The following is a 19215-nucleotide window of genomic DNA, read 5'->3' as shown; positions in this document are numbered from 1 at the left end:
CCCGCCGTCGGGTAGACACGGTCCGGTGACGATGCAGGCGGAACCGGTTGAGGCGGGGACAGGGGCAGGGCCCTCGGACAGGGCGGCGCAGGGCGGGCTCGGTGACGCGCTGCGTGAGTGGCGTGTGCGGCGGCGCGTCAGCCAGCTGGAGCTGGCCACGCGCGCGGGGACCACGCAGCGGCATGTCAGCTTCGTGGAGAGCGGCCGCTCGGTGCCGGGCCGCGCGATGGTCGTACGCCTGGCGGAGGCGCTGCAGGTGCCGCTGCGGGAGCGCAACGCCCTTCTCCTTGCGGCGGGTTACGCACCCGCGTACCAGGAGTCGCACTTCGGGGGCCCGCAGCTGTCCGCCGTTCGTACGGCACTGGAGCGCATCATGGACGCGCACCTGCCGTATCCGGCGGTCATCATCGACCGGTGCGGGGATCTCGTCTCGCGCAACGAGGCCTTCGGCGCGCTGACCGAAGGTGTCGATCCGGCGCTGCTCTCGGCGCCGGTGAACATCGCGCGTGTGCTGCTGCATCCGCGGGGCCTCGCGCCGCGGATCGTGAACCTGGACGAGTGGGCCTGGCACGTCATCGACGGACTGCACGACGAGTCCGTCCGTAATTCCAACCGAGCTCTTACGGAGCTGGTCGCCGAACTGGAGGGCATGGTGCCGGACCGGCCCCGACAGGCCGGTCCGGACTACCTCGGCTTCGCCGTCCCGCTGCGGCTGTGTACGGAGCGTGGCGAGCTGCGCCTCCTGAGTACGCTCACCCATTTCGGGACGGCGGTCGACGTCACGCTCGCCGAGCTGAAACTGGAGGCGTTCCTACCGCTCGACCAGGAGACTGCCGCCCTCCTCGCCGATGCCATGGACGGGCGCCGGTGAGGTGCCGGGCTGGTCGAGCACCCCGTGCGCGTCCAGCGCAATCGCACCGCCCGGGTGCACGAGCAGGGGATTGACCTCCAGTTCGGCCAGCTCCGGATGGTCGACGGCGGCTCGTGCGACCGCGCACACGGCGGCGGCCGCCGCGTCCAGATGCGCTCCGGGCGCGCCGCGCCAACCCGTCAGCAACGGCGCGTGCCGCAGCCGCAGGAGCAGTGCACGCGCGCGTGCCGGCGTCAGGGGCGCGAGGGCCAGCGCCGTGTCGGCGAGCAGTTCGGCGGTGACCCCTCCGATGCCGACCATGACGACGGGCCCGAACGACGGGTCGCGCCGTACGCCGACGATCAGTTCGTGTCCGTACGGTGGTGTGGCCATGGCCTCCACGGCGTAGCGGTCCGCGCCCGTCGCCGCCTTCATGCGAGCGAAAGCGGCCCGCAAGGCGTCGGCGTCGGCGATCGAGAGGGCGACCCCGCCCGCCTCGGTCTTGTGCGCGAGCCCCATCGCCTTGAGGACGAGCGGATACCCCGTCCGGTGCTCCGCCGCCTCCACGGCCCCGTCCGCGTCGGTCACGAACTCGGCTGCGGGAAAGGCGAGTTGATAGGACGCGAGCAGCTCCCGCACGCTCTGGTAACCGCCGTCCGCCAGCCGGTACGTCGCCGGGGCCGGCGGATCCTCGCGGGCGGGCGGCGGGTCCGTGAGGCGGGCCGCCGTGGCGACGGCGGACGCGGCCTGCTCGATGCGCTCGTAGACGGGCACACCGCGCTGCCGCAGAACCGTCAGGGCGGGGGTGTCACGGGCCATCGTGTGCACCACGAGGGCGCGCCCGGATGCGACGGCGGCGTCCGCGAGGGCGTGTGCGACCTCGCGTTCGCGTTCCGCCTGGGCCGGGTTGGCGGTCGCGTAGTCGCCGAAGTAGCCCGTGAGGACGACGGCGTCGGTGTCTCCCGAGTGCAGCAGAGTGCCCGCCACGCGCGCGTAGTTGCCGAGATCGGCCTCACCCGCGCCCGCCAGGTCGACCGGGTTGTCACACCCGGCACCGCCCGGCAGCTGCTCCGCCACCGCCTCGCGCGTGCCGTCCGCGAGGGCGGGAACGTCGAGGCCCTGTGCGGCGAACGCGTCGGCGGCGAGGGCGCCTTGGCCGCCGCTGTCCCCGACCACGGCGACGCTGCGCAGGTGAGGAGACGTGCGGGCCGCCGCGTGACCCGCACCCCGGTGGCGTACGCCCTGTGCCAGCAGGTACACCGCCGTGTCCACCAGTTCGCCCGCCGTGTCGAGCAGCAGGGCGCCGGCGTCGCGGCACACCGCCTCCACCGTGGCGCGCGCGCTCACCAGGGCGCCCGTGTGGGACGCGGCAGCGCGCCCGGACGCGGCGCTGCGTCCCACGGTCAGGAGCAGGACGGGCTTCCCGGCGGCGTGCGCTGCCGCCAGGACCTGTGCGAGCCGCCGGCCGTCGCGGAAGTCCTCGATGTACGCGGCGAGCGCTCTCGTGGGCCCGTGCGCGATCAGCGACTCCAAGGCGTCCGCCGCGTCGATGTCCCGCTGGTTGCCCAGCGACACGAACCGGGAGAAGCCCTGCCCGGAGCGCGCGAGGAGTCGGCCGATCTCCAGGGCGAGATTCCCGCTCTGGGACACAAGGCCGAGGCCGCCCGAGGGGAACTCGCCCCAGCTGAGCCGCAGTTGGCTCGTCGTGTCCACCACGCCCATGCAGTTCGGGCCGAGCAGTCGCGCTCCCCGGGCCGTGACGAGATCGGCGAGCGCCCGCTCCTCCTCGGCGGTGGCGCCGCCCGACGTGATCACGGTGAAACACCGGGCGCCCGCCGCGAGACCGTCCGTGACCACCGGCCGCACATGGCGGGGCGGCACGGCGACGACGACGTGCTCGGGCGGTACGGGCAGCGACGCGAGATCCGGCAGGAACGGTTCACCGTCCAGGGCGCCCCCGCGGTGGTTGACGAGGTGGACGGTCCGGCGGTCACGGCCCGACAGGGCTCCCGACGCCAGCCAGTAGCCCCACTTCTCCGGGTTGTCGGACGCCCCGACGACGGCGACCGACCGAGGGTCGAAGAGCGCGTCGAGGCCCACGCGCGCGTGCACACCGGCGTCCGGCGGGGGTGGGGTCACCTGTACCACCCGAACCGCTCCGCGATCACCGGGAGACGGTCCGCGACGATCGCGTGCGCGGCGGCGCGCGGCGTCGTCCCGTCGGCCTCGGCCCGCGCCAGCATCTGGTCGATCAGCGCGCGCATGGAGCGCCGCGTGTACGCGAACGCCTCGTCCGCGTCGGCCTCGATGTCCCCGAACAGGGTCCACCACCACCAGGCGTTCGTACCGGAGTTGACGACCACGTCGGGTAGGACGGTGATGCCGCGCCGTGCGAGCAGCTCCTCCGCCTCGGGCAGCACGGGCATGTTGGCGGCCTCGACGATCCAGCGCGCCGTGATCAGTTCCTGGTTCGCCGCGTCCACCGCGTACGACACGGCGGCGGGTACGAGGACCTCGGCGTCGGCCGACAGCCAGGCGTCGCCCGGCAGTTCACGGTCGCCCTCGCGCAGCGCGGAGCGGTCCACTGTCCCGTAGGCGTCACGGGCGGCGAGGAGCGCGTCCACGTCGAGGCCTTCGGGGTTGGCGACGGTGCCTTTCACGTCCGCGACGGCCACGACCCGCAGACCCGCGCGTGCCAGGAACCGGGCGGTCGCCCCGCCCATGGTGCCCAGGCCCTGCACGGACACCCGGGTGCCCTCGTACGGGACGCCCGCGCGGTCCAGGGCCGCGAGCACCGACTCGGCGACTCCGCAGCCGCCGACGAGCTCGTCGAGGCCGATGCCGTCGACGTCGACCGCGAAGGCGTCGGCGAGGCGCCGGCGCGCGGCCGCCTCGTCGTCGAGCAGCGGGTAGACGGCCTGGACGGACGAGACGAGCCCGGCCTCCTCGGCCGCCCTGTCGACGAGGTCCTGGGTGAGCCCAAGGTCCTCGCCGGTCGTCCAGAACGACTCGATGTAGGGCCGCATGGCGCGCAGATAGCGCACGAGGACGCCGTAGGCCTCCGGGTCCTGCGGGTCGCAGTCGATGCCGCCCTTGGCGCCGCCCAGGGGGATGTAGCGGCCCTGAGGGTTGTAGTGCAGGGCCTCCTTCATCGTCATCCCGCGCGCGAGGCCCGCGACCTCGTCGAGGGTGCAGCCCTGACGCATCCGGAGCCCGCCGCTGGACACGCCGCGCACCAGCCGGTCGACGACGAGGTAGCCGTGCCTGCCGGTGACGTGGTCGGTCCAGGTGAGCGACATCAGGGGGGTGGCGGGCGCGGTCATGCGGTCTCCTCGGGGACGGTGATCAGGGTGGGTCCGGGGGTGGCCAGGGCGCGGGTCAGGAGCGCGGCGAGTTCGCCGGGGGAGTGCGCGGGGGCGCCCCTGCCGCCGAAGGCCCGCGCGAGGCCGGCGAGGTCCACGCGTGCGTGGTCGACTGCGGCCGGTGTGTCGCCGCGCGCGGCCATCTCGTCGCGGATCTCGCCGTAGCCGCCGTTGTCGAACACGACGACGGGGAGCGGCAGTTGGAGCTGCGCGGCCGTGGCCAGCTCCTGTACCGAGAACTGGAGCCCGCCGTCCCCGCTGATCGCGATCACCTGCCGGTCGGGGCAGGCGGTCTTCGCGCCGATCGCGGCGGGCAGCGCGTAGCCGAGCGTGCCGAACCCGGTGGGGTGCAGATAGCGCCCCCCGGGGCCGACGGGGAGGTGCGGGAGCGCGCCGTAGTAGCAGCACTGGGCGCTGTCGGAGGTCACCACGGCATCTGCCGCGAGGACGCTCCTGATCGCTTCGAGATACGGCACCCAACGAGCGTCACGCGTGCGTGTCTCGTCGTCGCGGGCGGCGCGCACGGCGGCCGTGGTCCGCGTGGCCGCGTCCGTGGACGCGGGGCCCGGCACCTTGGCGAGCCGCTCCTTCAACGCCCGCATTGTCGCCTGCGCGTCGCCCACCAGGGCGACGTCCGCGGGGACGCCCGCGTACATCTGCGCCGGGTCGACGTCGACACGGATCAGCTTGCCGTCGAGCGCGGGCGGCGCGGACCACAGGTCCGACTCGGCGAGCTCCGTCCCGACGGCGAGCACGACGTCGCAGGCGGCCAGCCACTTCTGTACAGAGGGGCTGTGCAGGGACACACCGAGGGCGAGGGGATGCCGTTCGTCGACGATGCCCTTGCCGTTCGCGGTGGTCGCCACCGGAGCGCCCAACTGCTCTGCCAGTGCCCGGCATTGCTCGGCCGCACCGCGTGCGCCACCGCCCAGGACCAGGCCGGGGCGCACCGCGCCGGCGAGGAGGGCGGCCGCCGCGTCGAGCGACGCACCGTCCGCCGCACGGGGCGCCGGCAGCGGAGCGCGCCGTACCGGCCCGGCGGGCTCCGTCGCCTCGAGCAGGTCGAGCGGCACCTCGATGTGCACGGGCCGCGGCCTCTCCGTACGGAACAGGCTGAACGCGCGCGCCACCGCCGCCCCGATCTCCTCCACAGAGGACACCCGATGGCTGAACGCCGCCACGTTCCGCAGTGCCTCCGTCTGGCTGCGCATCTCGTGCAACAGACCCGTCGACTGGCGCGGATGGCGCAGCGGCATGCCCGGCGACACCACGAGAAGCGGCACGCTGTCCGAGTACGCCTGCCCGACCGCGGCCGCGATGTTCAGGAGAGCGGGCCCCGTCGTCGTGATCGCCACCCCGGGATCGCCCGTCACGCGCGCGTAGGCGTCGGCCGCGTACCCGGCGCCCTGCTCGTGACGCGGGGCGACATGCGTGATGCCGTACGCCGCCAAGTGCCGGTAGATCTCCAGGTTGTGGGTTCCCGGGATGCCGAACGCGGTGGAGACCCCATGGGCGGCGAGTGCCCTGACGAGCGCCTCGCCGCCGGTCGACGTCCGCATCTGTTCCGTCACCGTCTCCTCTGTCACAGCGACCTCGATATGACCAGGCGCATGATGTCGGAGGTGCCTTCCTCGATCTCCTCCAGCTTGGCGTCCCGCATCCACTGCTCGACCGGGAACTCCCGCGAGTAGCCCCACCCGCCGAGCGTCTGCACCGCCGCCCAGGTGCAGTACGCCGCCGTCTCCGACGCGGTCAGCTTGGCCATGGCCGCCTCGGCGGTCGCGTCGAGTCCGGCGTCCAGCCGCCGCGCGGCGCGCCACGTCATCAGACGGGACTGCTCGATCCGCGTCCGCATGTCCGCGAGGCGGAACGCCACGGCCTGGTGCTCGATGATCGGCTTGCCGAACTGCACGCGCGTGCGTGCGTAGTCACGCGCGTACTCGTACGCGGCCCGCGCCACACCCGTGGCGGCCGCGCCGAGGACGGCGCGCGAGATGTCGAACGTCCGCATGAGGCCCGCGAAGCCCTGCCCCTCGTCGCCGAGTCGGTCGGCGTCGGGCACGAACACGTCGGAGAAGAACACCTCGCGGCACACGATCGCGCGCTGGCCCATCTTGCGCATCGGCTCACCGAACGTGAGCCCCTCGGCGCCCTTGCGCAGCAGGAACGCCGTGACACCGCGCGAGCGCTGCGTCGGGTCGGTTTTGGCGAACACGACGTACTGCTCGGCCTCGCCCGCGTTCGAGATCCAGGCCTTCTGGCCGTTCAGGAGGTATCCGCCCGCCGTGCGCGTCGCGGTCGTCACGATCGACGCGGCGTCGGACCCGGAGCCCGGCTCGGTCGTCGCCAGCGAGGTCATCGGGGTGTCGGCCCCGGCCAGCGGCGTCAGCCACGCGCGCTTCTGCTCCTCGGTACCGAGCTCCATGACGGGGTCGGCGAAGAAGCCGTTCGAGCAGAGGAGGTTGCCGATGCCCAGGTCGCCGACGCACAGCTCTTCCTGGACGAGGACCTGCGTGAACACGTCGGTGAACCCGCCGCCCCCGTACTCCTCGGGCAGCATGAACCCGGTGATGCCGACCTTCGCGGCCGCGCGCCACAGATCCCAGGGCGTCTCCACGTCCGCCTCGTCCACGGCGCGCCCGCGCGGCCGGATCTCCTCACGCGCGAACGTCCTCGTGAGGTCCACGATGTCCCGCTGCTCCGGGGTGAGGGGGACCAGCTCGATGGGGAGCTCTGACACGGTGCCTCCAGAAACTGACGGATGCCGACGAGGGGATCACCGACCGGCGCGGATCGCTGCCCCGATTACTGAATCGCCAGTCAGTATCCGAGGCTGCGAAGACCGGTGTCAACGCAATGGCTACTGAATGAAGGATCAGTTTTCCGACGCGGCTTTCCGGCGCGACTGCAGGCGAGGTGCCCGGCTCGCGGTTCGCGGCTCGCGGGGAGGTTCGAGCGGGATGCGGGCGAGTTACCGGCCGTAACGCCGAGTGACGTGGGGGCGACGGGTCCGGGGCGTGCCTTGGAATTCCCTGTGTGTCCGGGTCCCGGATCGGGCACTGTCGGCGGGGCCGCCCATAATGGAATCCCCGATCGGGAAACCCTGATCGATCCACCGGGAGGCGCTGTGTCACGTTCCCTGAGCTCCGGGCTCCGCCCGCTGCGGCCTGCCGCTTTCGGCGCGGACCCGGCGGGAGAGCGGCTCGAGCGGATCCGGAGGTCGCCGAACTTCGCGGACGGCAGCTTCCAGAACCCGGTGGGCGCACGCACCAGACCCGTGGGTTCCATGATCGAGTTTGCGAAGGTCTTCTTCGCCAAGGAGGGGCGCGTCCGCCGGGCGCCCACGGGCACCGTCCCCGTGCACTCCACGACCCTCGCCGACCTCGCGAAGCCCCCGGCGAGCGGCCTGCGGCTCACCTGGATGGGACACTCCAGCGTCCTCGCCGAGATCGACGGCAGCCGCGTGCTCTTCGACCCCGTCTGGGGCGAGCGCTGCTCGCCGTTCGACTTCGCGGGCCCCAAGCGACTGCACCCCGTACCGCTGCCGCTCGCCGCGCTAGGCCCGGTGGACGTCGTGGTGATCTCCCATGATCACTACGACCACCTCGACCTGCCCACGATCCGGGCGCTGGCCGACACGGACACGGTGTTCGCGGTGCCGCTCGGCGTCGGCGCGCACCTGGAGCACTGGGGCGTTCCCGCGGACCGCCTCCGCGAGCTCGACTGGAACGAGCAGACGAAGGTGGCGGGGCTGACCCTGACGGCCACACCGGCGCGCCACTTCTGCGGCCGCGGCCTGCGCAACGAGCAGCACACCCTGTGGGCGTCCTGGGTCGTCGCCGGTCCCGAGCACCGCGTCTACCACAGCGGTGACACCGGCTATTTCCCCGGCTTCAAGGACATCGGCGCGGAGCACGGGCCGTTCGACGCGACGATGATCCAGATCGGCGCGTACAGCGACTTCTGGCCCGACATCCACATGCGTCCCGAGGAGGGCATGCGCGCCCACCTCGACCTCCAGGGCGGGCCCGGCGGCGGGCCGATGCTCCCGATCCACTGGGGCACGTTCAATCTGGCGCCGCACCCGTGGGCCGAGCCCGGCGAGGGTACGTTCGCGGCGGGGCGGCAGGCCGGTGCCAAGGTCGCGCTCCCGTGCCCGGGCGAGCCCTTCGAACCCACGGCCGAGACGCTGCCCGCCCAGCCGTGGTGGCGCGGCATCGCCACGCAGCCGGCGGAAGGATGGCCCGATACGGAGCCGGCGGACCGGCCGGACACCGGCGCGACACCGAGTGGCACGGGTGCCGGGGCCGGCTCCGGCGAGCAGGAGGCTGTGCCGGCGGTTTGAGCGCGTGGATGAGATCCGGGCTCTCAGGCCCCGAACTCCTCTCGCTGACCTGAGCCGCAAACCAACCATGGGTGGCTGGCGCTGCGGCCGTGGGGGGACACAAGAGCCGTGTCAGATCTCCGGCCTGGTGACTTTCGGCGCTGGGGGGCCGTCATACCCGCGGTGGCGTTCACTCGCCCAGCAGAACCGCCTTGTTACGGGCCAGCCACCGGCGTTCCGCGTCGATCTCCTCGGCGTCGCCGCGCCGCAGCATCAGGTCCCACGGGGCCCTGCCGCACCCACCCTGCTCGCGGATGCGGGCCGCCTCGCGCACCTGCATGCGGTCCAGCGCCGCCAGTACCGCGTCCGGCCCGATGTCGCCGCCGTAGGCCTCGCAGAGGCCGAGGAACCGCTCGCGCACCGGAGCGCCGTCCGGGAAGCCGCAGCGAGCCTGCACTCCCGCGTCACGCAGCGGCACCGCGTACCAGGCGAGTTGGGCCAGATCGTCGACCGGCTCGCCGGGCTCGGCGAAGTCCCAGTCGATGAACCCGGCCAGTCGATCGCCGCTCCATACGGAGTTCCACATCCCCAGATCGCCGTGGCGCACGATCAGGCCCGGGCGCCACCGCGCGTCCGGCGCAAACCACTCGGCGTCCTGCGGCGGCCGGAAGCCGCGAACGGCCTCGTGGTAGTCGCGGGCCCACCGCCCCAACTGCCGCAGACCCACCGCGCCTTGGAGGGCCGGACCCCACGGGTTCATCCCCGGCTCGCCGTGCAGCAAGGACAGCACCTCGCGGCCGTCCTCGTCGAAGCCCAGTACCCGCGGAGCGCCGTGGAATCCGGCCGCCTCGAGGTGGGCGAGCAATGCGTGCACCAGCGGGGTCCAACGGCCGGGAGGGCGCCGGATGGTGTCGCCCACCCGCTGAACCGTCGTCACGGTGCCCTGGTCTGTTCCGCCGTCCTCGATCACGCCGGAGAGCGTATCTGCAGGCCGGCGCCCGCATCAGTTCGACGGCTGCGCCCGACAGGCTCCGCCTCCGCTGCGACGTCTCTCCGACGATGGAACACCCGTACCCATGACCGGTCGGGCGTCCGGAACTGTTATCGGTCTGTCGTACGAAGCCTCATACCAGAGCGGGACCTGGGCCGCCGGACTTTGGCAACTGCCCACCGCATGTGAGCCGTCCCCGACTACCGTGTGTGCTCGCTGAGCGACGCAGCGGCGGCATTCCCACCCGCTCCCGGCCGGGAGCGCGATGCCGCCTGCCCGCCTCGCGCCGACCCGCAGGAGCCCCCACGTACGAGGACGCCGAATGTCTCACCTTCGCCCGCCGGCCCCCCGAGCAGACCGCCGAGAGGGCGGTCGGCACGGCAGGCCGGGCGGCCGGTCCGTCCCCCCGCAGCCCGAGACCCACATACGGCCCCAGCTTCTGCGCCTTGCCGTACTGCCCCCGCTCGCCGTCGCCCTGAGCGCCAGCGCGGCCGTTCTCTTCACCATCCGCTCCACGGGCGCCCGCCCCGGGCTCGCCCTCTGGGCCGTCCTCGCCGGAGCGTGCCTCGTCACCCTGGCCGGCATCGTGATCGCCGCCGTGGCCGCCGACCGGGCGGCCAGGACCGTACGCGAACGGGTCGGTGTCCTGCGCCGTGCGAGTGCGCGCGGGCAGGGTGAACTGCGCGGTCTCGTGGAGCAGTTGCGTAAGGGTGAGGGGCCGCCGCCCCGCAGACAGCCTCCCGCGGCCGCCCCGGACGCCGACGAGTTCGACCTGCTGGCCGCGGACATGACGCGCGCCCAGGACGTGGCCGTCACCGCCGTCGTCCAGGCGTCCCAGCTCTCCAGCCACGCGGGCAGCGAACAGAAGGTCGAGGTCTTCGTCAATCTGGCCCGGCGGCTGCAGTCCCTCGTGCACCGCGAGATCTCGATCCTCGACGAACTGGAGAACGACGTCGAGGACCCCGACCTGCTCAAGGGCCTCTTCCACGTCGACCACCTCGCCACCCGGATCCGCAGGCACGCCGAGAACCTGGCCGTGCTCGGCGGCGCCGTGTCCCGGCGCCAGTGGAGCCGCCCGGTCTCCATGACCGAGGTCATGCGGTCGGCCATAGCGGAGGTCGAGCAGTACTCACGGGTCAAACTCGTCCCGCCGGTCGACGGCACCCTGCGCGGGCACGCCGTCGCCGACTGCATCCACCTGCTCGCCGAACTCGTCGAGAACGCCACCGTGTTCTCGGCCCCGCACACCCAAGTCCTGCTCCGCGCCAACACCGTCACGTCCGGTCTCGCCATCGAGGTCGAGGACCGCGGCCTCGGAATGCCCGTGACCGAGCAGAACAAGATGAACACGCTGCTCGCCGACCCGGACCAGGTCAACGTCGCGAGCCTGCTCCAGGACGGGCGCATCGGCCTCTTCGTCGTCTCGCAGCTCGCCCGCAGACACGGCATCACGGTCCGGCTCCAGAGCAATATCTACGGTGGTGTGCAGGCGGTCCTCGTCGTGCCGCAGAGCCTGCTCGGCGGCGACGAGAACGAGCCAGCGCCGAGGCCACGGAGCGCCGCGGACGCCACGGACGACAGCGCGCAGACCATGCACCAGCGGCACCAGGCGCATGAACGGCGACTCTCGCAACACCAGAGCCAGCAGGAACGGCAGCACCAGCTCGAACAGCAGCCTCAGCCGCAGTCCCACCGCCGGCCACCACAGCCCCAGCCACAGAACCAGCTCCCCCGTCCCCCTCAGCCCGACCTTCAGCCATTCGACCCCCAGCAGTACCCGGCACCCCATCAACCCCCGCCGCCCCGCGAGACCCCGCACGCCGGCGTGGCCGTCGTCCCGCGGCAGCCTCAGGGCGGGGCTTCCGACGGCAGACATTCCGGGGCGAACGGCGTCGCGCCTCCCCTCCCGCTGCGTACCGCCAGGGAGGAGCGACGGACACCCGCCGACGCGCTGCCCGGCATCCGTTCGGAGGACCCGCAGGCCACCGTGGAGCACACGCCCCTCCAGCCGACCCCGGTCAACGGCGCCGTACGCGGGACCATGGGGCGACCTCAACTCCCCAAACGGCGCGTCCAGGAACACCTCGCGCCGCAGCTGAGGGGCGGCCCGGCGCAGCGGCAGGAGCGTCCCGACAACGAGGCGCCCGTACTCCACGACCCCGGTCTGATGGCGGCGTTCCAGCGCGGCATCGGGCTCGCGGAGGCAGCCGAGGCGCGAGACCTGACCCTCGGTGTGCGCGACCTGCCTCAGGCCGGTCCCGAGCCGACCGGCGGTCCCGCCACCGGGTCACTCGCCGCCTACGAACCGGACGCACGGCACGACGGGAGCGATACGGCCGGATGACGTTCGCCCGCCACCGGTGCGCCCACCCCGCGCGTGCCCGCCAAGTGCCGCAAGCAGTCCCGCACTTCCCACAGTCAACGCACCCCCAGCAGTCCACCAAGGAGTCGATCCCCCATGGCGAGCGATGTGCCGACGGGTCATGTGTCCGATCTCGACTGGCTGATGAGCGGCCTCGTCCAGCGTGTGCCGCACACCCGCAGCGCCGTCCTCCTCTCGTCCGACGGGCTGGTCAAGTCCGTCCACGGCCTCGACGCCGACAGCGCCGACCACATGGCGGCCCTGGCGTCGGGCCTGTACTCCCTCGGACGTAGCGCGGGCGTCCGATTCGGGGACGGGGGTGAGGTCCGGCAGGTCGTCGTCGAGCTGGACTCCACCCTGCTGTTCGTCTCCACCGCGGGCTCCGGCACGTGCCTCGCCGTGCTCGCCGGGCGTGAGGCCGACGCCGCGGTGCTCGGCTACGAGATGGCCATGCTGGTCAAGAGCGTGCGCCCGTACCTGATGACGGCGCCCCGCCAGCACGCGGCCGAACCCACGGCGATGAGGAACTGAGCATGACGGCCCCGCAGGACGGGCCGTGGCTCGACGCAGCGGCCGGCCGCCTCGTCCGCCCGTACACGGTGAGCAACGGGCGGACGCAGCCGACCACTGCGCTGGATCTCCTGTCGCTGGTGATGGCGACCGGGGCCACCCCGCTCGGCTACTTAGGGCCCGAACACGGTGAGGCGCTCAAACTGTGTGCCCACCCCACATCGGTCGCGGAGATCGCGGCCCATCTGAAACTCCCCGCCGCCGTCACGAAGGTCCTGCTGTCCGACCTCGTCGACTGCGGGGCGATCACCACCAAGCCCCCCACGTTCCACGACAACCCCACTGACCGGTCCCTACTGGAGGCAGTGCTCGATGGACTACGACGACAGCTCTGACGCCTTCCCCACCGCGCTGAAGATCCTGGTCGCGGGTGGCTTCGGTGTCGGCAAGACGACCTTCGTCGGTGCGGTCAGCGAGATCGCCCCGCTGAGCACGGAAGAGCTGCTCACCACGGTCAGCGCCGAGACCGACGACCTCGAAGGAATCGAGAACAAGGTCGAGACGACGGTCGCGATGGACTTCGGGCGGATCACCCTGGACCCGGAACACGTGCTGTATCTGTTCGGCACGCCCGGGCAGGAGCGCTTCTGGTTCATGTGGGACGAGCTCTCCGAGGGGGCGCTCGGTGCGGTGATCCTCGCGGACACCCGCCGTCTCGAGGACTGCTTCGCGGCCGTCGACTTCTTCGAGGAGCGCGGCATGGGGTTCATCGTGGCCGTCAACGAGTTCGACGGCGCCTACCGTTACGACCCCGACGAAGTGCGGGCGGCCATCGACCTCGACCCGCAGGTGCCCGTCGTGCGGTGCGACGCGCGGATCTCCAGCTCGGGCATCCAGACCCTCCTCACCCTCGTCAGGCACCTCCTGGCCCACGCCCCCGCCCAGACGACGTACGGGGCCCACACTTGACATGCTCCCGCTCCTGTAGGAGGGGATTCCTACGGCTCGCGCCGTGGGGTTTTCTGCTTCGTCGCCGACTGCCCGCTCGGAGAACTCCGTTGAGGTCTTACACCAGCTCCACAGACTGTCACCGCCAGCCCGGCGGCCAGAAGGTTGCGTGCTGCGTTCACGTCCCGGTCGTGGGTCGTGCCGCAGTCACACGTCCAGGTGCGGACGTTGAGCGGCATCGTGCCCTGCAAGGTGCCGCAGTGGGAGCACAGCTTGGACGAGGGGAAGAAGCGGTCGACCGCGATCACTTCCCGCCCGTACCAGGCGGCCTTGTACACCAGCATGCTCCGAAAGTCCGACCACGCCGCATCCGAGATGGCGCGGGCAAGTTTCCGGTTCTTGACCATGTTGCGCACGGTCAGGTCCTCGATCACGATCGTTTGATTTTCACGAACGAGACGAGTGGTCAGTTTGTGCAGGTGGTCGCGGCGGCGGTCGGCGATCCTCGCGTAGATCTTGGCGACCTTGCGTCGGGCCTTGGCCCGGTTCGCACTGCCCTGCTCCTTCTTCGCCATGCGGCGCTGAGCCTGGGCGAGGGCGGCACGGTCCTTGCGTTCGTGCCGTGGGTTGGCGATCTTCTCCCCGGTGGACAGGGTCAGCAGGTGGTCCAGGCCGACGTCGATTCCCACTGCCGAGTCGGTAGCGGCAAGTGGCTGGATGGCCGGGTCCTCGCACAGCAGGGAGACGAACCAGCGTCCCGCGGCGTCCTGCGACACGGTCACCGTGGACGGGGATGCGCCCTCGGGCAGCGGGCGCGACCACACGATGTCCAGCGGCTGGGCCATCTTCGCCAGAGTCAGCTCCCCGGAGCGGAACCGGAAACCGCTGGTGGTGTATTCGGCGGATTTCCGGGACTTCTTCTTCGACTTGAAGCGCGGGTACTTGGCCCGCTTGGCGAAGAAGTTACTGAACGCCGTCTGCAAGTGTCGCAGACACTGCTGGAGCGGCACCGAGGAAACCTCGTTGAGGAACGCTAGTTCCCCGGTCTTCTTCCATGCGGTCAGCATGGCCGAGGTGGCGTTGTAGTTGACCCGCTCTTGCCGCGCCCACGCTTCGGTGCGGGCGGCAAGCGCAAGGTTGTAGACCTTGCGCACGCATCCGAACGTGCGCGACAGCTCGGCTGCCTGCGCATCGGTCGGATAGAAGCGGTACTTGAACGCCCGCTTCACACAGGTCGTGGCCACGCTCACAAACTAGTGTGACCGCTACTTGAGACCAAACCTGCGGGTCAGAACAACGTCTTTCACCCTGGGGGCGAAAGACCGCACCTTGCCCTGCTCCGCAGGAGTCCGCTTCCTCGCCTGCCTGAAGGCAGGGGTATCCACGAAGGAACCCGATGACGGGCGTCAGACGGTGACCGTCCCGCCGTCGGGGAACGTGATCCGCACCTGTCCGCCGTCCCCGGGGTCCGCCACGCATGAGATCGACTCGCGCAGGGCCCGTGGGTGCACGACGTCGCGCGTCAGGACCGCGAGCGTGACGTGCACGCTGGATCCTCCGGGGTGGCCGGTCGAGCGGAGGTACGGCGTCGCCGAGTGCGGGCCGTAGGCATTGGCCTCGACCTCCCGTGCGATACCGGACTCCTCGTCCCAGCCGTGCAGCGCCACCACCGCGCTGGTCACCCCGGCCTCCGTGCGCGTCAGCGCCCAGCCCGGGCCCCGCTCGGCGTGGACGCTGGTCTCGTCGGCGACCGCGTAGCCGCCCTCGCGGACCGTCACGCCCGCGGGTGCCTGCACCCGGTGCACGCGGATCTCCCACGGACCGTGCAGGACGGTCGTCGACTCGATCGGGAACTCCTCGTCGAATCCCGGCAGTTGGGCGTCATGGCGGGACGAGGCGGCGCGCCCCTCGCAGGAGATCGGGTGGATGCGGCGCCGGCGCGACGGGGTGCCGTCCTCCGCGACGAGCGCCACATGGTTGTCGACGGTCCGCTTCCAGGCGTGCGGCGCCGACTCGGGCGCCGTCGCCGTGGAGTAGGCGAGCTTCGCGTAGTGCGGATCGTCCGTGGCGGGACCTTCGAGCGGGTTGTGGTCGCTGCCGTGGTTGATCAGCCGCACGATCCCGTCGTGGGGCGTGCCGTGCAGCAGCCAGCCGGGCGCGGGCAGCGCGGTGTACTGGATGGCCCGCTCGGATTTCTCGACGGGGAGCTGCGCCTCGCGCTCGGTCCACACCGGATGGTCGGCGGGCAGCAGCAGTCCGAGGAACCCCTTGCTCGCCCAGTACGGCGAGGCGGGGCCCGAGTACGCCTGCGTCGTCGGCAGGAACGTCCCGTACCAGCCGAGCGGCAGCAGGCCCCGCTCGTCGGGGACGCCGCGCTCCACGAAGTGCCGCGCGGTGCCCGACGCGAGGCGTCGCGTGAGCCCCGGCTCCAGTGGGGTGCAGTCCGCGAGCGCGCCCATCCACACCGGCGCGGTGGCGGCGAAACGGTACGTCAGTGAGCGGCCCTGGTGCACGGGTGCGCCGTCACCGCCGAAGAAGTGCGGGTAGGTGGTGAGGAACTGCGACAGGCGCTCCCGGTAGACCTTCGCGCGGCCGCCGTCGCCGTCCGGTCCCGTCATCCGCGCCCACAGCAGCGGGTACAGATGCATGGCCCAGCCGATGTAGTAGTCGAAGTTGCGGCCGTCCCCGTCCGTGTACCAGCCGTCGCCGACATACCAGTCCTCGATGCGGTCGAGGCCGCCGTCGATGTCGTCCTGGCTGTACGGGGCTCCGACCGAGGCCAGGAACTGCTCCGAAACCACCTGGAAGAGACGCCAGTTGTTGTCCCAGGTGCGGCCGCCGACGAATCCGGAGAACCAGTCCACGATCCGCTCCTGGACCCGGGAGTCGAGCTTGTCCCAGATCCAGGGGCGGGTCTCGTGCAGCCCGATCGCGATGGACGCCGCCTCCACCATCTGCTGGGAGCAGTCGGTGAGTTCGGGCCACGCCTCGCCGTCGAGGCCCGTGCCGCGCCCGCGGTCCGTGCCGGTTGTCAGACCCTCCGCGTAGCGTTCTACGAGTCGGGGATCGACGTCCCCGCCCGCGCCCGCTATGCGGAAGGAGGCAAGCAGGAATGACCGCGCGAACCCCTCGAGCCCGTCCGACACGACGCCCGACCAGCTGGCCCGCCCCGGCAGCCGGTACTGCGCGAACCCGGGCGTCGCGTACGGGATGAGCGCCTCCAACTGCCGGTCGGCGAGCGCCTCCCAGTGGGCCCGCGTCCAGCCCGTGAGCGGGGACAGGACACGGTCGGTGGGCGGCAGTGAGAGGTGTGGTGCGGGCATGGGGGCGTGTCGCTCCTTGATCGGAAGTGGCGGGCCGGGGTGACCCTATGCGTGCCTGGGACGGACGTCGACGGTCGGAACCGACAGACATGACCTCATGCGAGTTCCGCCGTGTGGCTGTGCCCGCGTGAGCCTGCGACGTCGATCGTCAGGACGGGCCGGCGGCCCGGGGTGAGTGTGATCGTGTCGTCGGCACGGGTCACCTTGCGTACGGGGAAGGGGAGTTCGACCGTGAGCGTCGACCCGGTGCGGCTTGGGTCGGCCACGGCGACCGCGATGGCGTCGCCGTGCCGCCGCACCAGGACGGTGCCGGGACCGGACGATGTGAGTCCGGCGGCGCTGCCGGGACCCCAGAAGTGCGCGGCGAGGAGCCCGAGGCGGCGCGCCTCGACGGCCTGGACCGTGGCGTTGTTCGCCACGATCCGCACGGGCCGCGAGTGCGCCCAGATCCCGGTCGCCACGGCGCTCGCACCCGGCAGGAGCACGTAGGCGTACGAGGAGTCGGTGGGGGAGGAGCCGTGGTCGAACCACAGGGTGACGTAGCGGCGGGTGACCGGGTCGGTGCCGCCCCCGGTGTCCGCACCGGAGTTGAGGGCGCCCCACGTGCCGGTGCGCTCCTCCCGCAGCGCTCTCAGGGTGACGCCGTCGGGCGCGCTTCCTGGATGGTCGGGAAAGACGTAGCCGCCCGTGCCCTCCAGATGCGCCCAGTCGGCGCGGGACAGCGATGCGGACCAGCCCTGCTCGCCAGGCTGCCGCCGCCCGTCCACCAGGAGGCGTTGCGCCCCGCCAGTGCGGAGACTGCGGTTCTCGACGACGGTTTCGATCGCGCGGCCGTCGCTCGCGGTGATGCCCGCGCCGAGCGAGACGACCGCGTTGTCCAGGCAGAACCACGCCTTCCGCGCCTGCAAGGTGCTGCCGTCGGCGATGAGTTCCATCGCTGCCGCGCCGTACTGGTCCTGGAGGACGGCGCCGCCCGCCACGGCGTTCTTCGGGCGGTACGTGCCGGTGCCGGCGCCCGTGCCGAGGTCCGCACGGGCGCGCGTGTCCACCGTCGTGCCCGGCAGCCGGTACGGGTCGACGGTCGGCCAGAACCCGTCGCCGAACTGGCCGAGGTCGTCACCGTCGTACAGATAGGTCATGCCGTCGCCGGTGTACCAGCCGTGCAGGTTCTCACCGTTGCCCGCTTCGTACGCGGCGATGCGCTTCGAGGAGAGCGACAGGGCGAGCGCCCAGCCGGGGCGCCGGTGCACCACGCGGTCCATGTCGGCGAACGAGAAGTGACCGGTGAGACGCTCTGCCGCCGGGATCGCCTTGTCGTCGAGGACGGCCTTTGCGCGCGCCAGAGCCGGGATGCCGACGAGACTCGCGTACGGATTGGCCTTGTTACGGCTGATCCACCCCTTGGCGAGCGCACGCCAGCGGTCGGCGTACGGGGCCGGGGCGCCCGCGGCGAGCTGGAGGATGTAAGTGAGGGTGACAGCACCGTCGTTGTAGTCGCGGGCCCGCTCGCGCGAGATCGCCCGCCCGCGCAGCGCGTCCATCATCAGCCCGTCGAACATGACGGGCGAGAAGGACCGCTCCACCGCCTCGTACAGCACCGACACCTTCGGGTCGTTCACGGCCCAGTCCGACCCGGCGAGCAGCGCGATCAGCTGCCCCGCGCTGCCGAGCAGCACACTGCCGTACGTCCCCGTGTAGGCGACGCTGTCGTGCTGGACGAACGACCCGTCCTCGTAGAAGCCGTCGCCCGAGGTGACATAGGTGAAGAGGCTGCGGCGCCCGTTGTCCCGCACGTCCGACAGGCCGTCGCGGGCCAGCGCGACCGTGGCCGCGTCCCGGGCGAGCAGCCCGCGCAGGGCCACGATGACGGCCTTGTCGGCGCGGTTCGCGCCGGTCTCGGAGAGGGAGGGGGAGTTGGTGCGGCGGTCGGGGTTCGGGCAGAACTTCGCGACGGTCGCGACGTATCCGGCCAGATCCGCGGCAGGCAGCTTCGACCGCATGAGTACGCAGGTGTCCATCAGCGCCCGGGGCGCGCCGATCTCCCAGAACCACCAGTTGCCGGACTCGCCGCGGGCCGGGTTGTAGCCAGTGGTGCCCAGGAAGCTCAGGGCCGCGACGAGTGCGTCGGCGACCTCCGGGCTGCCGGTCAGCGAGGTGCCGGGGGTGGCCCAGGCGGTGGCCAGGGTGCGCAGGCGCGGATAGCTCTGCCCGAACATTCCGGGGTCCGACGCAGGGGAAAGGTCGGCCCACAGAGCCTTCCTGCCCGCATTCCGGTCGAGGTCCTTCCACCAGGCGGACGCCTGCGTGTCGAGGGCCTTGACGGCGGCGGCGAAGTCCGGGTCGGCGGTGTCGAACGCGCCGCCGGTGAGCTGCTCCTCGGCGCGCGCCAGCAGTTCGTCGAACGTGTCGGCGGCAGGGGCGTCCGCCGCTTCTGCGGCGTCCGCTGCCGACGCGACTCCCGCTGTCAGGGGGAGCGCCGCCGCGGCGGTCGCGCCCGCCAGGGTCAGGGTCTGTCTGCGAGTGAGGTCCATGTTCGGTGGGTCCC

14 protein-coding genes are annotated in these 19215 nt (G+C 71.9%); 6 read left to right on the top strand and 8 right to left on the bottom strand.

Annotated features, from left to right (window positions below; genetic code table 11):
* Nucleotides 1-31 precede the first annotated feature (31 nt).
* Nucleotides 32-871: a helix-turn-helix domain-containing protein gene (locus OG574_RS12190; protein ID WP_326778442.1), complete on the top strand. Its 840-nt coding sequence runs from the start codon at nt 32-34 to the stop codon at nt 869-871.
* Here OG574_RS12190 and OG574_RS12185 read toward each other — a convergent pair.
* From OG574_RS12185 to OG574_RS12170, 4 genes are read right to left on the bottom strand one after another with little or no spacing between them, the layout of a single operon-like run.
* Nucleotides 812-2989: an acetate--CoA ligase family protein gene (locus tag OG574_RS12185; RefSeq protein WP_326773222.1), complete on the bottom strand. Its 2178-nt coding sequence runs from the start codon at nt 2987-2989 to the stop codon at nt 812-814. The genes OG574_RS12190 and OG574_RS12185 overlap by 60 nt on opposite strands.
* A complete protein-coding gene (locus OG574_RS12180; RefSeq protein WP_326773221.1) occupies nt 2986-4173 on the bottom strand; it encodes a glutamate dehydrogenase in 1188 nt (395 codons plus the stop codon). Before OG574_RS12180 ends, OG574_RS12185 begins: the two co-directional genes overlap by 4 nt.
* Nucleotides 4170-5798: a 5-guanidino-2-oxopentanoate decarboxylase gene (locus OG574_RS12175; protein ID WP_326773220.1), complete on the bottom strand. Its 1629-nt coding sequence runs from the start codon at nt 5796-5798 to the stop codon at nt 4170-4172. The genes OG574_RS12180 and OG574_RS12175 overlap by 4 nt, the downstream gene beginning before the upstream one ends.
* On the bottom strand, nt 5795-6952 hold the full coding sequence (locus tag OG574_RS12170; protein WP_326773219.1) for an acyl-CoA dehydrogenase family protein: 1158 nt from the start codon (nt 6950-6952) through the stop codon (nt 5795-5797). Before OG574_RS12170 ends, OG574_RS12175 begins: the two co-directional genes overlap by 4 nt.
* A gap of 387 nt (nt 6953-7339) precedes the next feature.
* Here OG574_RS12170 and OG574_RS12165 point away from each other — a divergent pair, with 387 nt between their 5' ends.
* On the top strand, nt 7340-8557 hold the full coding sequence (locus tag OG574_RS12165; RefSeq protein ID WP_326773218.1) for an MBL fold metallo-hydrolase: 1218 nt from the start codon (nt 7340-7342) through the stop codon (nt 8555-8557).
* A 169-nt stretch (nt 8558-8726) separates the two neighbouring features.
* On the opposite strand, the gene OG574_RS12160 is transcribed toward OG574_RS12165, so the two are convergent.
* On the bottom strand, nt 8727-9506 hold the full coding sequence (locus OG574_RS12160) for an aminoglycoside phosphotransferase family protein (RefSeq protein ID WP_326773217.1): 780 nt from the start codon (nt 9504-9506) through the stop codon (nt 8727-8729).
* 343 nt (nt 9507-9849) lie between these two features.
* Between OG574_RS12160 and OG574_RS12155 the strand changes: the two genes are divergently transcribed.
* The 4 genes from OG574_RS12155 (at nt 9850) to OG574_RS12140 (ending at nt 13368) form a co-directional block, all read left to right on the top strand.
* Nucleotides 9850-11871 carry a sensor histidine kinase gene (locus OG574_RS12155; protein WP_326773216.1) on the top strand — a complete coding sequence of 674 codons (2022 nt, stop codon included), beginning with the start codon at nt 9850-9852 and terminating at the stop codon, nt 11869-11871.
* Between the two features lie 114 nt (nt 11872-11985).
* On the top strand, nt 11986-12420 hold the full coding sequence (locus OG574_RS12150) for a roadblock/LC7 domain-containing protein (protein ID WP_100591713.1): 435 nt from the start codon (nt 11986-11988) through the stop codon (nt 12418-12420).
* Nucleotides 12421-12422: 2 nt separating this feature from the next.
* Nucleotides 12423-12794 (top strand): DUF742 domain-containing protein, encoded by a 372-nt coding sequence (locus OG574_RS12145; protein WP_100591714.1) that lies wholly within the window; start codon nt 12423-12425, stop codon nt 12792-12794.
* The gene (locus OG574_RS12140) at nt 12772-13368 is read left to right on the top strand and encodes a GTP-binding protein (RefSeq protein ID WP_100591715.1); all 597 of its coding nucleotides are present in this window, start codon (nt 12772-12774) and stop codon (nt 13366-13368) included. Before OG574_RS12145 ends, OG574_RS12140 begins: the two co-directional genes overlap by 23 nt.
* Before the next feature lie 29 nt (nt 13369-13397).
* Here OG574_RS12140 and OG574_RS12135 read toward each other — a convergent pair whose 3' ends face one another.
* From OG574_RS12135 to OG574_RS12125, 3 genes are all read right to left on the bottom strand, one after another.
* Nucleotides 13398-14591 carry an RNA-guided endonuclease InsQ/TnpB family protein gene (locus tag OG574_RS12135; RefSeq protein ID WP_326773215.1) on the bottom strand — a complete coding sequence of 398 codons (1194 nt, stop codon included), beginning with the start codon at nt 14589-14591 and terminating at the stop codon, nt 13398-13400.
* Nucleotides 14592-14753: 162 nt separating this feature from the next.
* Entirely contained in the window at nt 14754-16670 is a 1917-nt protein-coding gene (locus OG574_RS12130) for a DUF2264 domain-containing protein (RefSeq protein WP_326773214.1), read from the bottom strand.
* Between the two features lie 95 nt (nt 16671-16765).
* On the bottom strand, nt 16766-19201 hold the full coding sequence (locus OG574_RS12125; protein ID WP_326773213.1) for a polysaccharide lyase 8 family protein: 2436 nt from the start codon (nt 19199-19201) through the stop codon (nt 16766-16768).
* Nucleotides 19202-19215: the final 14 nt, after the last annotated feature.

This window comes from Streptomyces sp. NBC_01445, from assembly GCF_035918235.1.
Lineage (GTDB): Bacteria > Actinomycetota > Actinomycetes > Streptomycetales > Streptomycetaceae > Streptomyces.
Note: the sequence above shows the minus strand (reverse complement) of the source record. Positions and strands in the feature narration are given on the sequence as shown.

Excerpts from the sequence above, each read along its gene's own strand:
- OG574_RS12125 (WP_326773213.1), bottom strand. The coding sequence starts at position 19,201 with ATGGACCTCACTCGCAGACAGACCCTGACCCTGGCGGGCGCGACCGCC.
- OG574_RS12145 (WP_100591714.1), top strand. The coding sequence starts at position 12,423 with ATGACGGCCCCGCAGGACGGGCCGTGGCTCGACGCAGCGGCCGGCCGC.
- OG574_RS12130 (WP_326773214.1), bottom strand. The coding sequence starts at position 16,670 with ATGCCCGCACCACACCTCTCACTGCCGCCCACCGACCGTGTCCTGTCC.
- OG574_RS12180 (WP_326773221.1), bottom strand. The coding sequence starts at position 4,173 with ATGACCGCGCCCGCCACCCCCCTGATGTCGCTCACCTGGACCGACCAC.
- OG574_RS12150 (WP_100591713.1), top strand. The coding sequence starts at position 11,986 with ATGGCGAGCGATGTGCCGACGGGTCATGTGTCCGATCTCGACTGGCTG.
- OG574_RS12140 (WP_100591715.1), top strand. The coding sequence starts at position 12,772 with ATGGACTACGACGACAGCTCTGACGCCTTCCCCACCGCGCTGAAGATC.
- OG574_RS12190 (WP_326778442.1), top strand. The coding sequence starts at position 32 with ATGCAGGCGGAACCGGTTGAGGCGGGGACAGGGGCAGGGCCCTCGGAC.
- OG574_RS12155 (WP_326773216.1), top strand. The coding sequence starts at position 9,850 with ATGTCTCACCTTCGCCCGCCGGCCCCCCGAGCAGACCGCCGAGAGGGC.